The following is a 14665-nucleotide window of genomic DNA, read 5'->3' on the forward strand; positions in this document are numbered from 1 at the left end:
TTGCAAGCCCAGATGAGGCGACCTGGAGGACCTGTGATGATGGCACCTGCGGACAGCGCTTCGGCTGGTGGTCTTGGCGTTTGCGTTTCTCGGCGTCAGAGCAGGCCGAGATCGGCAAGCTCACGCCTGAGCTTCGGCGGCATCTCGATCAGCCCGGCTTTGCCCTTGCCGAGATCGGCCGGCGCGTCCGCCGGCTTCAGGTAGCGCCACCCCTGGAATGCACGGCGCGGTTGCCAGTCAGTGCGCACGACCTCGGGATCGAGGATCAGATGGCAACGGCCGATGCCCTCGTCATCGGTGAAGGGCCGGATTTCGGTGATCAGCTGGCGGCATTGGACATTGCCCTTGATCACCCAGTAGAGCGAGCCGCCGTCGGTAATCTCGGCGCCACGCGTCGGCACCATGCGGGTGGTGTGGTAGTGCTCGGCCGGTTCGCCGGCGCGGCGCCGCTCGTCGAGACGGAAGGCAATCCACTCTTCCAGATCCTCGACGCTGTCACAGCCGACGCAAAGCTTTATGAGATTGAGAGACATCGTTTAAGGTTTAGTCCAGCACGCGAACGCGTCAACGGCCTGATCGACTTCTCCACAGTGGTGGTCCATGCCGCCAGATTGGCGCTCAGCACTCCACGACATTGACGGCCAATCCGCCAAGGCTGGTTTCCTTGTACTTTTCGTTCATGTCGAGGCCGGTCTGGCGCATCGTCTCGATCGCGGCATCGAGCGGCACGAAATGAACGCCGTCGCCCTTGATGGCCAGCGAAGCGGCGGTCACCGCCTTGACGGCACCAAGCGCGTTGCGCTCGATACACGGCACCTGCACCAGGCCGCCGACCGGATCGCAGGTCATGCCGAGATGATGTTCCAGCGCGATCTCGGCAGCATTCTCGACCTGCTCGGGCGTGCCGCCCATGACGGCGCACAATCCCGCCGCAGCCATTGCCGAAGCCGAACCGACCTCGCCCTGGCAGCCGACTTCCGCCCCCGAGATCGAAGCATTGGTTTTGATGATGCCGCCGACGGCCGCCGCCGTCAGCAGGAAATCGCGGATGCTGGGCTGGTCGGCTTCGGGATGGAAATGCAACCAGTAGCGCAGCACTGCGGGCAGAGTGCCGGCCGCCCCATTGGTTGGCGCGGTGACGACACGGCCGCCGGCAGCGTTCTCCTCATTGACCGCCATCGCATAGATCGACAGCCAGTCGTTGGCGAGCAGCGGGTTAGGCCGGTTCTGCTGCCATTGCTCCTGCAGCTTGTCGTGCAGCATCCGGGCACGGCGGCGCACCTTGAGTCCGCCCGGCATGATGCCGTCTTGCGACAGGCCGCGCTCGATGCAGCCCTTCATGGCGCTCCAGATGCCGTCGAGGCCGGCGTCGAGCTCCCCGCGCGACATCTGTGTCTCCTCGTTGACGCGCTTCATCTCGGCAATGGAAAGCCCGCTTTTCGCTGCCATGGACAGCATTTCGACGGCGTTCCTGAACGGATACGGAACCTTCTTGCCTTCGGTTGTCGCCGAGCCCCTCGCCTTCATCCGCTGCAGTTCTTCCTCGGACACTACGAAGCCGCCGCCGATCGAATAGTAGACGCGCCTCAGCAGCAACCGGTCGCCGGCATCATGGGCAGAAAACGCCATGCCATTGGCGTGACCCGGCAGCGGCGTCTTGCGATCCAGCACCAGATCCGTTGCCGGGTCGAAACGGTAGGACGGATGGCCGGGCGGCGAAATCCGCTTCTCGGCGGCGATGCCAGCGACGATGCCGTCTGCTAGGTCGGGATCCACCGTCTGCGGCGTCTGGCCGGCGAGGCCGAGCACCACGGCACGATCGGAGCCATGGCCGATGCCGGTATAGGCGAGCGAGCCATGCAGGCTGGCAGCGATCCGGTCGACCTTGGCGCCGGCCGGGCGCGGCCAGTCGTCTCCCGCAATCTCGTCGAGAAACCGCCGCGCGGCCGTCATCGGCCCCATCGTGTGCGAACTCGATGGGCCGATGCCGATCTTGAACAAGTCGAAAACCGAAAGGAACACGTGGGCGTTTTCTCCTGGGACCCTGTTGAGGTCTACATATAGGAATTCCCATGATGTTTTCCGCTGTTTTGAAGATTGCGGCGCTGCGCCTGCCGACCTTGTTTGCTCCGGCAGCGACATTCCAGCTTCGGCCATCGAAGCGTTACTGCCGCCTGTGGTAAAAGCAACGCATGAGCGATTCCTTTCACCTATCGACGGCCGACCTTGCGGCGCTGGGGTTCTTCCTTACCGCGTGGGTGCTGCATACGCTCGCCGCCGACGGAATGCTGGTCAGCCGCATGTCGCTGACGAGGGCGATGAACGCGCAGCGCGAGGCCTGGATGCGGACCATGGCCGAGCGCGAGATCCGCATCGTCGACACCGCCATCATGAGCGGCCTGCAGCAGGGAACCGCCTTCTTTGCCTCGAGTTCGCTGATTGCGATCGGCGGCTGTTTTGCCCTGCTCGGCGCCTCCGATCAGGTTCTGACCGTGTTGACCGACCTACCGTTTGGCGCCACGTCTTCACGCGCGGCCTTCCAGACGAAGGTGTTCGGGCTGGTGCTGATCCTGGCTTTTTCCTTCTTCAAGTTCGGCTGGGCTTACCGGCTGTTCAACTATTGCTCGATCCTGATCGGCGCCGTGCCGATTCCACATGGCGAGGCGTCGCGCAATCCGGTCACCGAAACGGCGGTGTGGCGTGCCGCGCGCATGAACATGTTGGCCGGAAAGCATTTCAATTCGGGCCTGCGCGGCGTGTTCTTCTCGATCGGCTATCTCGGCTGGTTCGTCGATCCCACGGTGTTCGTCCTGTCGACGCTGCTGCTCCTGGCGGTGCTGGTGCGCCGGCAGTTTTTCTCCGCGGCGCGACAAGCAGTGCTCGGTCAGCCGCCCGGCCCAACATCCGGCGCCGGAAAAGGCCGGTCTATCCGGCCTGACAGCCAGTAGGCAATCAGCCCGATCCATTCACGGGTCGCGATGGTTGTGGTCTGCAGTGCTTCGTTGGCATCCGTGCGGAACAGGCCGATGCCTTCCTTGCCGGAGGTGCGGTAGTCGACCGGCCACGGAACCGTCGGAAAGCCGGCTTTGTCGAACAGCGCCTTGGCGCGCGGCATGTGGAAGGCCGAGGTCACCAGCAGCCAGGTCTCGCCCGGTTTTGGCGTGATCAGTTGCTTGGTGAAGACCGCATTCTCGTAGGTGTTGCGTGATTTGCCCTCAAGGACCAGCCGATCGGCCGTCACGCCGAGCGCAGTGAACAGGCGTGGAGCTGTCGCCGCATCGCCCTCGTCTTCGCGGACCATTGCAATGGGGCCACCTGAAATGACGACCTTAGCTGTCGGAAAACGCAGTGCCAGCACCGCTGCCTCGACCATTCGATCGCCACTGGCGTTGAGTTCATAGCCGCTGCGGACGAAGTTGATGGCGCTCTCCATACCGCCGCCGAGCACAATGATTCCGTCAACTCGTTCCGGCAGGGCTGGCCTAGGGAAACGCTCCTCGAGCGGATTAAGCATCACTGCGCCGAGCGAGGTCCACGCCGAGAGTCCAAGGACAAGGAATGCCAGCACGCTGCCGGTGGCAAACAGCCTCTTGCGCCCGACCAATGCCGCAAGCAATCCAGCCAGCAGCAGGATGATCGCGAGATTAAGCGGCTGGACGAAGAGCCACAGAACCTTGGAGACATAGAAGAACATCCCTCACCCCTCAGATGAGAAACGATCCTACCACCATTTTTCCGGCTGAAATGTGCCGGCCGCCTGTTCGATAACGTGGGCGGTCTGGAACAGCGTCTCCTCGTCGAAAGGCCGGCCGATCAGCTGCAGGCCGAGCGGCAGCCCCTTGGCGTCGAGCCCGGCTGGAACCGCTATGCCTGGCAAGCCGGCCATGTTCACCGTCACCGTAAAAATGTCATTGAGATACATCTTGACCGGGTCGGCGGCCATGTCCTCGTCGGCGATGCCGAAGGCAGCGGAAGGCGTTGCCGGCGTCAGGATGACGTCGACGCCTGCTGCAAATACATTTTCGAAGTCACGCTTGATCAGGGTTCGAACTTTCTGCGCCTGCAGATAGTAGGCATCGTAATAGCCGGCGGAAAGCACATAGGTGCCTATCATGATGCGGCGCTTGACCTCCCGCCCGAAGCCGGCGGCGCGGGTCTTTTCATACATGTCGACAATGTCCTTGCCGGGCACGCGCAAGCCATAGCGGACGCCGTCGTAACGGGCGAGGTTGGACGAGGCTTCGGCCGGCGCCACGATGTAATAGGCCGGCAGCGCGTATTTTGTGTGCGGCAGCGAGATATCGACGATCTCGGCGCCGGCATCCCGCAGCCAGGCAATGCCTTTCTGCCACAGCGCCTCGATCTCCGCGGGCATGTCATCGACACGATATTCCTTTGGGATGCCGACCTTCATGCCTTTGATCGGGCGGCCGATCGCCGCCTCGTAATCCGGCACCGGCAGGTCGACGGAGGTCGTGTCCTTCGGGTCGACCGAAGCCATCGACTTCAACAGGATCGCGGCATCGCGGACGTCGCGCGCGATCGGCCCGGCCTGGTCGAGCGACGAGGCGAAAGCTACGATCCCCCAGCGCGAGCAGCGGCCGTAGGTCGGCTTGATGCCGACCGTGCCGGTGAAGGCGGCGGGCTGGCGGATCGAGCCGCCGGTGTCGGTCGCGGTAGCGCCGGCGCACAGGAAGGCCGAGACGGCTGACGCCGAGCCCCCGGACGAACCGCCCGGCACCAGTTGGGCATTGTCCAACGTGCGCGCGGTCCTGGTGCCACCGGCCGAAACGAAACCGCCCTCGCCCTGATGTGTCGTCGGCATTACCACCGTGTCGAAGCGCGAACGCCGCCACGGATTGATGACCGGCCCGTAATGCGAGGTCTCGTTGGACGAGCCCATGGCGAACTCGTCCATGTTGAGCTTGCCGAGCATGACGGCACCATCCGCCCACAGATTGGCGGTGACCGTCGATTCGTAGCGCGGTTTGAAGCCGTCCAGCACATGGCTGCAGGCCTGGGTGTGGACGCCTTCGGTGCCGAACAAATCCTTGATGCCGAGCGGGATACCCTCGAGCGACCCGCCCTCGCCCTTGGCCAGTTTCGCGTCGGAGGTCTTGGCCATGTCGCGCGCCTTGTCGTCGGTGACCACGACGTAGGCATTGAGCGCCGGATTGGCTCGCTCGACCGCCGATAGATAAGCCTCGGTGATTTCGGTGGCTGTGATCTCCCTGGAGCGCAATTTGGTGCGGGCCTGCGAAATCGTCAGCTGGGTAAGGTCGCTCATCAGGCAAGGCTCTTTTCGTAAAACACCGACCACTCGGAATCGGGATAATTCAGCACCGGCCCGCAACGCGAAAAACCGGCGCGTTCGTAGACGGTCCAGGCGGCGGGATGACGGTCGCCCGTCTCCAGAACCAGACGCTTAAGCCCTTCTTGGCGCGCCAGCGCCTCGATACGCTCGACAATCTTCGCGCCGATCTTGCGGCCGCGATGCGAAGGTCGCGTATACATGCGCTTGACCTCGCCGACGACAGCATCGTGGCGCTTCAGTGCGCCGCAACCGATGGCAAGGCCGTTGTCGCGGGCGATGAAGACGGTCGTGTCGCGGTCCGCCATCTGCTCGACCGTCAAATGGTAGCAATGCTCCGGCGGCGTCAGCTCCAGCAATGTGGCGTTGAGCTCCTCGACCAGCCCACGCACATCGTCCTGCAGCGGCGTCTCAGCCGCGATGTCGATTGCCATCGGCCTGCTACTCCACGACCTTCGGCACAAGGAAGAAATTTTCTTCGGTCGCCGGTGCATTGGCGACGATGTCGGCTGCCTTGCCGCCGTCGGTGACGACGTCCTGGCGCTTTTTCATTGCCATCGGCGTGACCGAGGTCATCGGCTCGACGCCGGAAACATCGACCTCGTTCAACTGCTCGACAAAGCCCAAAATGGCGTTCAATTCGCCGGTCATGCGCTCTGCATCCTCCTCGCTCACCGCAATACGGGCAAGATGCGCGACGCGCTTCACAGTTTTTATATCAACGGACATGTTTGTGCCTCGGGAAAACCAGCGCTATAGCGGCGCGGCGCGTGCCACGCAACATGCATCGTGCCTTCAACTGCCCTATGGCATCGCCACGCCGTCGCAGAGGAAATAACTGCCGCCGTTGCCGCTCTGCTCGCCTTCGTCGGCGGCAGGCCGAACCGATACCAGGTCGATCTGCTTCGGGCTCATCTGTGTCAGTGAGAGAACATCGGGAAAGACGTAGCCCGGCTCCTGGCATATAGCGGTCACCGCCCAGCTCGGTGAGCGTGTCGCTTTGGTGATCTGCAGGAATTCACAATTATATTCGATGCTTTCCAGGCCATTTGCCGACAGCACGATATTGCCGCCCTCGATCACCGTCTGCAGCGTATCCTTTTTGGCCTGCGCGCAGAGGTCCTCCGATTGCAGATAGACGCCCTCGATGAAATTTTCCGCGGCCAGCGTCGGCGACGCGGCAACCAGCATTGAAATGCAAAGAGAATTTCTCAAGCGCATCGTATCGTTCCGGACCGGCTTTCTTTACAGCGTAATCGTCTCGCCGATCTTCGGCAACGCAACTTTCACACCCGATCCATCCAGCCCGGCCACGAATTTGTCGGCAGTCTGATCGATCATCGGAAATGTGCCGAAGTGAGCGGGAACGACCGTCTCGAACTTGAAGAAACGCTGGCAGGCAAGGGCTGCTACCGCGCCACCCATGGTGAAGCGGTCGCCGATCGGCACGATGCCGATCTTCGGTTCGTGCAACTCGTTGATCAGCGCCATGTCGGAAAAAATGTCGGTGTCGCCCATATGATAAAGCGTCTTGTCCTCGGGAAAGTGCAGGACGAGCCCGCCCGGATTGCCGAGATAGGTATTCTGGCCACCCTCGCCCGGAAAGGACGATGAATGCAGAGCCTGAACGAAGGTGGTGGTGAAGCCGCCGCAATCGACGGTGCCGCCGATATTGCCGGGATTGATCTGCTTGTCACCGACACCCTTGCCGACCAGGTACATGCAAATCTCGAAATTGGCGACCAGCATCGCGCCGCTCTTCTTGAGCACTTCGACGGCGCCGCTGATGTGGTCACTGTGGCCATGGGTGAGCAACACGTGCGTGATCCCTTCGGCCGGCCCTTCCCAGCCGCCCGCCCATGACGGATTGCCGACCAGATAGGGGTCGATGAGGATTTTCGCGCCTTCGATTTCGATTCTGAATGCCGAATGTCCGTACCAGGTCAGTTTCATCAATGCTTTCCTCGATTTTTGCTTCGGTAGAGGATAGAACGCCGACGGCGAAATTAAAGTGCCGCGCACGCTTTGCGCGTATAGGACGTGCGGCGTCGCGGTCAAAGGAAAAGCCGTTGGGCATCATCACCATCGAGGAGTTGCCGGCCCGGCTGGGCGGCGGCAAGACCCTGGCCGGTCTCGACCTTGGCGACAAAACGATCGGCGTGGCGGTTTCGGACCGCGGCTTGTCGTTCGCGCACCCGCGCCCCGTCATCATGCGCAGGAAATTCTCGCTCGATGCCGCAGTGCTGCTCGCCCTATTGCAGAAGGAGAATGCCGGCGCCGTGGCAATCGGCCTCCCCATCAACATGGACGGCTCGGAAGGCCCGCGCGCCCAAAAATCCCGCGCTTTCGTCCGCAACATGGCTGGATTGACCGATCTGCCGTTCGTCTTTTGGGACGAAAGGCTGTCGACGGTGGCGGCCGAGCGAACACTGATCGAGATGGATTTTTCCCGCAAGAAACGCGCCGGCAAGATCGATTCAGCGGCGGCCGCTTTCATCCTCCAGGGCGTTCTCGACCGGCTTCAGGCGCTCGGCGTCGATGCCTGGTCGAAATAGCGGTTGCGCATCGCCGTGATCCAGCCACCAATCGTCTTGCGGCGGCGAAATGCCCAGAACGCCACCAGCAGCACGCCGTCGAATACGCAAGCTTTCGCCACCATGCCCGGAATGAGCGCCGGATCGACGCCCAGCATCTGTCCATAGAGCTGGAAGACGAGATCGTGTAATTGGCGGCTCAGCATGACATAGCCGAAATTGATGTCGTTGAGCGACAGAAAGAACCAGCCCCAAAACAAGAGGAGCGGAGCCGCCCACAGCGCGAACAAGGTGCGCATCAGCGGTCATCCCTCGAATCCAGCCGGCCGGAAATGCGGGCAAGCGAGGAATTATGCGCCGCTGCCTTGGCCATGACATGCGCGGCCGCTCGGATTTCGCCGGTCCCTGGAGCTGCCGCGGCAACGGTCGACCGCCGCTCCGCGAGCACCGCGACATAGGACGCCAGAAGTGCCGCCAATTGCACCGCGACAATCATGAACAGCCCATTGATGCCTTGCGCGGCGCCGCCGATGACGATCAGCGACAGCACGCCTAAGGCGGAAATGAAGGCGATTCGCATGACGCTGTCGGCGGGATCCGGGTTGGTCGTGTCGCTGGTCAGTGCTTCAACAAAGGCCCAGCAGAACAGCACCGCGACGACAAGCAGTGCCACGGCGAGCGGCGCCACGACGACGGCGTTTTCGAGATCGGCAAATCGAGTGTTCTGGACGGGAACGCCCAGTACGCCAAGGGCCGTCGCCACGCCTCGATTCCCGTCGATGCAAATGAACGCCAGCAGGGCGAAAACGGCCGCCCAATGCAATGCCAGAAAAGAGCTCAGAATATGCCGCATGACGCTCCTGCTTCGCAGGGCAAAGCCGCTCAAGCTGAACAATCCTTGCCTTAACCATAACACTGGGCTTTGCCACCGGCCGCCGCAATGGAAACCATTCGTTAAGGTTAACGGCCATCCACAGGGTCGCGAGAGCGGCAGCGAATTGGGCGACGGCCCTTAGTTGATCGGCGGGTAGAGCGTATCGATGATCATGCGCGCATCATGGCGGGAATCGATCATGCCATAGGTATTGCGCCACTGGCCGGCGAGGCGCGTTTCGACGAAGGCGTCGGCGATCCGCCCTGCCCCCAACCTGCGAAGCTCTGCCGCCGCCGCCGACAATGCCAATTGCTCGGTCAAGAGCCGCGCCGAGCCCTCGTCGGTTGCAGCGACCTGCATTGCCGCTTTGAGCACGCCGACGGTGCCGCGTCCGCCGGCGCCGAGATCGCGGTCGATGCCGGCCAGCACGTCATCGAACAGGCCGGGTGCACGCCCCAGCACACGTAGCACGTCGAGCGCCATGACGTTGCCGGATCCCTCCCATATCGCGTTGACCGGAGCTTCGCGATAGTAGCGGGCGAGCGGCCCCTCCTCGACATAGCCATTGCCGCCGAGGCACTCCATCGCTTCATAGAGCAGCGGCGGCGCAATCTTGCAGACCCAGTATTTGACGACCGGCGTCATGGCGCGCGCGAAGGCCGCCTCGCCGCGGTCGCCGGCCGCCTCGTCGAAGGAGCGCGCCAGCCGGAACGACAGCGCAGTAGCGGCGGCAACGTCGAGCGCCATATCGGCCAGCACCCGCTGCATCAGCGGCTGCTCGACCAGATTGGTTCCGAACACCTTGCGGTGGCGCGTGTGGTGGACGGCCTCGGCCAGTCCGGCCCGCATGATCGCCGATGAGGCGACGGCACAGTCGAGCCGCGTCAGGGTCACCATGTCCATGATCGTCTTCACGCCCGCGCCGGGCTCGCCGACCATCTCGCCGATGGCATTGACGAATTCCACCTCCGACGAGGCATTGGATCGGTTGCCGAGCTTGTCCTTCAGCCGTTGAAAACGGAAGCCGTTGCCGGATCCGTCGCCGAGCAGGCGGGGAACGAGAAAGCACGACAGTCCCTCCGGCACCTGTCCGAGCACCAGGAAGGCATCCGACATCGGCGCCGACATGAACCATTTGTGGCCGGTCAGGCGATAAAACCCGCTGCCGGCGCGCTCGGCCCTGGTGACGTTGGCACGGACATCGGTGCCGCCTTGCTTCTCGGTCATGCCCATGCCGAGCGTCAGCCCGGCTTTTTCGACCGGAGGCTTCTGGCTTTGATCGTATTTGCGCGTCGTCACCCGAGGCGCCCATTCGCGAAACAGCTTCGGGCTGGCCATCAGCGCTGCCAGCGAAGCGCTGGTCATGGTGATCGGGCAGAGATGTCCGGTCTCGAGCTCAGCCGTGAGGTAAAAGCGTGCAGCGCGCACCTGGTGGCGCCGGCCGATCTCGGCGTCGCCATTCTCCCAGACCGACGAATGCAGCCCGTTGGCAACAGAGCGGCGCATGAGCGCGTGATAGGCGGGATGGAACTCGACCTGGTCGATGCGCCGGCCCTGGCGGTCATGGGTCCTGAGCTTCGGCATCTCGACATTGGCAAGACGGGCCAGTTCCTGCGCCTCATGGGTCAGAACGAACCGGCCAAGCCCGTCGAGGTCCTTGCGCACCGGATCGGAAAAGCGCTCGGCAAGCTGGATCAGCAACGGATCGCCCCGCCAGGCGTTGCCGCCGGCCAGCGGCGGCGGCTGGTTGGTCACGTCGTCGGTCACGCTTCGTCCTTATCACCTGAAGGCTGCGAATCCAAAGCCAAGGCGGTTTATAGCCTATGGCCAGCGGCGCGCGACGAAAATACCGGGGAGAACCAATCCAATCCCAAGCCGGTGCTTGCAGCCGCGGAGCCTCCCCCCTATAGCAGCGACTTGAGATGACCGACGCATCGTCCCTGCCGCTTTATCCCCACCGCCATCTTCTGGGCATCCGCGATCTTTCCCCTGCCGACATCGAGCTTCTGCTCGACCGGGCGGACAGGGCCGTTGCCATCTCGCGGCAGTCGGACAAGAAGACATCGACGCTGCGCGGCCGCACCCAGATCAATCTCTTCTACGAAGCCTCGACCCGTACGCAATCGTCATTCGAGCTGGCCGGCAAACGGCTCGGCGCCGACGTCATGAACATGTCCGTAGCGAGTTCGTCGGTGAAAAAGGGCGAGACGCTGATCGATACGGCGATGACGCTGAATGCCATGCGTCCCGACATATTGATCATCCGCCATCAATCGGCCGGCGCGGCAGCACTTCTTGCCCAAAAAGTTGGCTGTTCGGTGGTCAATGCCGGCGACGGCGCCCATGAGCACCCTACCCAGGCGCTGCTCGACGCACTGACCATCCGCCGCGTCAAGGGTCCGTTGTCGAAGCTGATCGTGGCGATCTGCGGCGACATCCTGCATTCGCGCGTGGCCCGCTCCAACATCATCCTGCTCAACGCGCTTGGTGCCCAGGTCAGGGTCGTCGCCCCTTCGACGCTTTTGCCCGCCGGCATCGAGAAGATGGGCGTCATCGTCACACGTTCCATGGCCGAGGGTCTGAAGGACGCCGACGTGGTAATGATGCTGCGCCTGCAGCGCGAACGCATGGAAGGCGCTTTCGTACCGTCGGTGCGCGAATATTTCCGCTATTTCGGCCTCGACGCGGAGAAGCTGAAGGCGGCCAAGGACGGTGCGCTGGTCATGCATCCCGGCCCGATGAACCGCGGCGTCGAGATCGCCTCCGAGATCGCCGACGGCCCGCAAAGCGTTATCCAGGAACAGGTTGAGATGGGCGTCGCCGTGCGCATGGCGGTTATGGAAGCGCTGCTCGACCCCCGTCGAAATCACGAGGGCCGCGCCTAATGAGCATTACGGTCTTCCGCCGGGCCCACATCGTCGACCCGTCGCGCGGCATCGATGAGGTCGGCACCGTCATCGTTGAAGGCCGCAAAATCGTTGCCGCCGGCAAGGCGGCCTTGAACCAGGGCGCGCCCGACGGCGCCACCATCATCGACTGCGCCGGCAAGACTATCATCCCCGGATTGATCGACGCGCGCGTCTTCATCGGCGAACCCGGCGGCGAACACCGGGAGACCATTGCTTCGGCGAGCATCGCTGCGGCGGCCGGCGGCGTCACCTCAATCGTCATGATGCCCGATACCGACCCGGTGATCGACAATGTCGCACTGGTCGAGTTCGTGCTGCGCACCGCCAAGGACACCGCCATCGTCAACATCTTGCCGGCAGCAGCGATCACCAAGGGGCTGGAAGGCCGCGAGATGACCGAATTCGGCCTGCTGCGCGAGGCCGGCGCGGTCGCCTTCACCGATGGCCGGCATTCTATTGCCAGCGCGCTGGTGATGCGCCGCGCGCTGACCTATGCGCGCGATTTCGGTGGCGTCATCGCGCATGAAACCCAAGACGCCGACCTCGCTTCGGCCGGCGTGATGAACGAAGGCCTTTACGCAAGCTGGCTTGGCCTTGCCGGCATTCCGCGCGAAGCCGAATCGATCCCCTTGGAGCGCGATCTCGCGTTGGCTCGCCTGACCGGCGGCGCCTATCACGCTGCCAAGATTTCGACGGCTATGGCGGCAAGCGCGGTAGCACGCGCGAAAGCCGATGGCGCCAATGTCACATCAGGCGTGTCGATCCACAATCTGTCGCTCAACGAGAATGATGTCGGCGAGTACCGCACCTTCTTCCGGCTGACGCCGCCGCTGCGCGCCGAGGAAGACCGGCTGGCGATGATCGAAGCGATCAAGGACGGCACCATCGATCTCATCGTCTCCTCGCACGACCCGCAGGACGTCGACACCAAGCGCCTTCCCTTTGCCGATGCCGCGGCCGGCGCCATCGGCCTGGAAACGCTGCTAGGCGCAGCGCTGCGGCTCTATCACAATGGCGACGTGACGCTGCTCCGGCTGGTCGAGACACTGTCGACCGCGCCGGCAAGATTGTTCGGCCTGCCCGGCGGCACGCTGAAACCGGGGGCATTGGCCGACCTTTCGCTCGTCGATCTGGACGAGCCATGGGTCGTCAGCGAGAGCGGCATCCGCTCACGCTCGAAAAACACCTGTTTCGAAGGCGCACGACTGCAAGGCAAGGTCTTGCAAACGATGGTGGCGGGCCGCACAGTGTTTTCGGCCTAGGACGAAAACAGGTGTCACGGCTTAAAATCCGCTCAGCCAAGGAAAGTTCGGGGAAACAATGGCTTACAGTCCCGTCTTGGCATTGGTGTTCGGCTATCTTCTCGGCTCGATCCCGTTTGGCCTGCTGATCACCCGTGCCGCCGGCCTCGGCGACGTGCGCAACATCGGCTCCGGCAACATCGGCGCCACCAATGTGCTGCGCACCGGCAACAAGAGCTTGGCCGCGGCCACGCTTCTGCTCGACGCCCTTAAAGGCACCGCGGCGGTGCTGATCGCAGGCCGCTTTGCGCCCGAGTTCGGACTTTGGGCCGGCTTCGGCGCGTTTTTAGGTCATCTCTTTCCGGTCTGGCTCGGCTTCAAGGGGGGCAAGGGTGTCGCCACTTACCTTGGCGTGCTGATCGGCCTTGCCTGGCAGGCGGCGCTGATCTTCGCCGTCGTCTGGCTGGCGGTGGCCTTCCTGTTCCGCTTCTCCTCGCTTGCGGCACTGACGGCAGCAGTCGTGGTGCCCATGGCGCTGTATTTCCTGAGCACGCCGCAGATTGCCGGGCTTTTCGCGGCGATGAGCCTAATCGTCATCGTAAAGCACCGCGCCAACATTGCGCGGCTGCTTGCCGGCACCGAGGGTAAGATCGGGGCCAAGGAGTGAGCGAGCCCGACGCCGGGCCGCGCCTCAGCGACCGGCAGCGGCTGAGCTGGCTTCGTCTGATCCGCACGCCGAATGTCGGCCCGGCTTCCTTTCGCGACCTGATCAACCGGTTCGGTTCGGCCGAAGCAGCGCTATCGATGCTGCCCGAGCTGATGATTTCGGGTGGCGCCAAAAAAATCGTCCGCATCCCGTCCATTGCCGAGACCGAGGCGGAGCTGGAGACCGCCCGGCGGGCTGGCGCCCGCTTCGTCGGCATCGGCGAAGCGGATTATCCGCCGCTGATGAAAAGCATGGATCATCCGCCGCCGCTGCTCGCGGTCAGGGGCAATAGCGCGGTGTTCCGCTTGCCAGCGGTCGCCATCGTCGGCGCTCGCAACGCATCGCTGGCCGGCATCAAGATGGCGCGGATGCTGGCGGCGGATCTCGGCCGCGACGGCTATGGCATCGTCTCCGGCCTGGCGCGCGGCATCGATACGGCCGCGCACCATGGCAGCCTTGCGACTGGCACAATCGGCGTGCTCGCCGGCGGCCTCGATTTGCCCTACCCGCCCGAAAATGCCGGCCTGTGCGACGAGATTGCCGAGCGCGGCGGCGCCATCGTCTCCGAAATGCCGTTTGGCTGGCAGCCGCGCGCGCAGGATTTCCCGCGCCGCAACCGGCTTGTCGCGGGTGCTGCATTAGGGTTGGTGGTGGTCGAGGCCGCACAGCGCTCCGGCTCACTGATCAGCGCCCGGCTTGCCGGCGAGATGGGCCGGCTGGTTTTCGCCGTTCCCGGTTCGCCGCTCGATCCGCGCGCTGCCGGCGCCAATGGCCTGCTCAAGGACGGCGCAACCCTTGTCACCGAGGCCGCCGATATCACCAGTGCGATCGCCCCGCTGGTCGGCGCCTGGGCCCCAAGGACATCGCCGCTTGAGGAGCCGCCCGACTTTTCGGCAACGCCGCCGCCGCGCGAGGACGACCGCGACCGCGTCGTCGAGGCGCTCGGCCCGACGCCGGTAGCAGTCGACGAGATCATCCGTCACACCGGCCTGCATCCCGCTCAAGTGTTCATGGTGCTGCTGGAGCTCGACCTCGCCGGACGGCTCGAACGCCATCCCGGCGGCAACGTCTCGCTGATCTGACCGAGAGC

17 protein-coding genes are annotated in these 14665 nt (G+C 63.6%); 6 read left to right on the top strand and 11 right to left on the bottom strand.

The features are described from left to right. Nucleotides 1-95: 95 nt before the first annotated feature. Nucleotides 96-533 (bottom strand): DUF1489 family protein, encoded by a 438-nt coding sequence (locus tag NKI08_RS00360; protein WP_352466463.1) that lies wholly within the window; start codon nt 531-533, stop codon nt 96-98. Nucleotides 534-618: 85 nt separating this feature from the next. Then, complete coding sequence (locus NKI08_RS00365; RefSeq protein WP_352471665.1) at nt 619-2022, bottom strand: L-serine ammonia-lyase; 1404 nt, start codon at nt 2020-2022, stop codon at nt 619-621. A 170-nt stretch (nt 2023-2192) separates the two neighbouring features. Between NKI08_RS00365 and NKI08_RS00370 the strand changes: the two genes are divergently transcribed. Further along, nucleotides 2193-2948 (top strand): DUF599 domain-containing protein, encoded by a 756-nt coding sequence (locus tag NKI08_RS00370; protein WP_352540576.1) that lies wholly within the window; start codon nt 2193-2195, stop codon nt 2946-2948. Here NKI08_RS00370 and NKI08_RS00375 read toward each other — a convergent pair. From NKI08_RS00375 to NKI08_RS00400, 6 genes are all read right to left on the bottom strand, one after another. Next, nucleotides 2885-3694: a YdcF family protein gene (locus NKI08_RS00375; RefSeq protein ID WP_352766619.1), complete on the bottom strand. Its 810-nt coding sequence runs from the start codon at nt 3692-3694 to the stop codon at nt 2885-2887. The two genes, NKI08_RS00370 and NKI08_RS00375, sit on opposite strands and share 64 nt — an antisense overlap. 27 nt (nt 3695-3721) lie before the next feature. Further along, nucleotides 3722-5287: an amidase gene (locus NKI08_RS00380; protein WP_352766621.1), complete on the bottom strand. Its 1566-nt coding sequence runs from the start codon at nt 5285-5287 to the stop codon at nt 3722-3724. After that, entirely contained in the window at nt 5287-5745 is a 459-nt protein-coding gene (locus NKI08_RS00385; protein WP_352471668.1) for a GNAT family N-acetyltransferase, read from the bottom strand. The genes NKI08_RS00380 and NKI08_RS00385 overlap by 1 nt, the downstream gene beginning before the upstream one ends. Nucleotides 5746-5752: 7 nt before the next feature. Then, nucleotides 5753-6040: an Asp-tRNA(Asn)/Glu-tRNA(Gln) amidotransferase subunit GatC gene (gene gatC / locus NKI08_RS00390; RefSeq protein ID WP_023674910.1), complete on the bottom strand. Its 288-nt coding sequence runs from the start codon at nt 6038-6040 to the stop codon at nt 5753-5755. Nucleotides 6041-6115: 75 nt separating this feature from the next. Then, on the bottom strand, nt 6116-6532 hold the full coding sequence (locus NKI08_RS00395) for a hypothetical protein (protein ID WP_352471669.1): 417 nt from the start codon (nt 6530-6532) through the stop codon (nt 6116-6118). A gap of 24 nt (nt 6533-6556) precedes the next feature. After that, nucleotides 6557-7264 carry a metal-dependent hydrolase gene (locus tag NKI08_RS00400; RefSeq protein ID WP_352471670.1) on the bottom strand — a complete coding sequence of 236 codons (708 nt, stop codon included), beginning with the start codon at nt 7262-7264 and terminating at the stop codon, nt 6557-6559. A 116-nt stretch (nt 7265-7380) separates the two neighbouring features. Here NKI08_RS00400 and ruvX point away from each other — a divergent pair, with 116 nt between their 5' ends. Further along, on the top strand, nt 7381-7866 hold the full coding sequence (ruvX, locus tag NKI08_RS00405) for a Holliday junction resolvase RuvX (RefSeq protein ID WP_352471671.1): 486 nt from the start codon (nt 7381-7383) through the stop codon (nt 7864-7866). Here ruvX and NKI08_RS00410 read toward each other — a convergent pair. From NKI08_RS00410 to NKI08_RS00420, 3 genes are all read right to left on the bottom strand, one after another. Further along, on the bottom strand, nt 7833-8144 hold the full coding sequence (locus NKI08_RS00410) for a DUF6105 family protein (RefSeq protein WP_352471672.1): 312 nt from the start codon (nt 8142-8144) through the stop codon (nt 7833-7835). The genes ruvX and NKI08_RS00410 overlap by 34 nt on opposite strands. Beyond that, nucleotides 8144-8698 carry a hypothetical protein gene (locus tag NKI08_RS00415; protein ID WP_352471674.1) on the bottom strand — a complete coding sequence of 185 codons (555 nt, stop codon included), beginning with the start codon at nt 8696-8698 and terminating at the stop codon, nt 8144-8146. Before NKI08_RS00415 ends, NKI08_RS00410 begins: the two co-directional genes overlap by 1 nt. A 159-nt stretch (nt 8699-8857) precedes the next feature. Then, nucleotides 8858-10486, bottom strand: a complete 1629-nt coding sequence (locus NKI08_RS00420) for a DNA alkylation response protein (RefSeq protein ID WP_352471675.1) — start codon at nt 10484-10486, stop codon at nt 8858-8860. Nucleotides 10487-10641: 155 nt separating this feature from the next. Between NKI08_RS00420 and NKI08_RS00425 the strand changes: the two genes are divergently transcribed. Genes NKI08_RS00425 through dprA form a run of 4 tightly spaced genes read left to right on the top strand, consistent with a single transcriptional unit; the run spans nt 10642 to nt 14657 of the window. Then, nucleotides 10642-11604, top strand: a complete 963-nt coding sequence (locus NKI08_RS00425) for an aspartate carbamoyltransferase catalytic subunit (RefSeq protein ID WP_352448791.1) — start codon at nt 10642-10644, stop codon at nt 11602-11604. Next, complete coding sequence (locus NKI08_RS00430) at nt 11604-12890, top strand: dihydroorotase (RefSeq protein WP_352540579.1); 1287 nt, start codon at nt 11604-11606, stop codon at nt 12888-12890. The genes NKI08_RS00425 and NKI08_RS00430 overlap by 1 nt, the downstream gene beginning before the upstream one ends. Before the next feature lie 58 nt (nt 12891-12948). Further along, nucleotides 12949-13536, top strand: a complete 588-nt coding sequence (plsY, locus tag NKI08_RS00435; protein ID WP_352682860.1) for a glycerol-3-phosphate 1-O-acyltransferase PlsY — start codon at nt 12949-12951, stop codon at nt 13534-13536. Then, nucleotides 13533-14657 (top strand): DNA-processing protein DprA, encoded by a 1125-nt coding sequence (gene dprA, locus NKI08_RS00440; RefSeq protein WP_352766626.1) that lies wholly within the window; start codon nt 13533-13535, stop codon nt 14655-14657. Before plsY ends, dprA begins: the two co-directional genes overlap by 4 nt. Nucleotides 14658-14665: the final 8 nt, after the last annotated feature.

This window comes from Mesorhizobium sp. M0768 (assembly GCF_040320195.1).
In the GTDB taxonomy this organism is placed as follows: Bacteria; Pseudomonadota; Alphaproteobacteria; order Rhizobiales; family Rhizobiaceae; genus Mesorhizobium.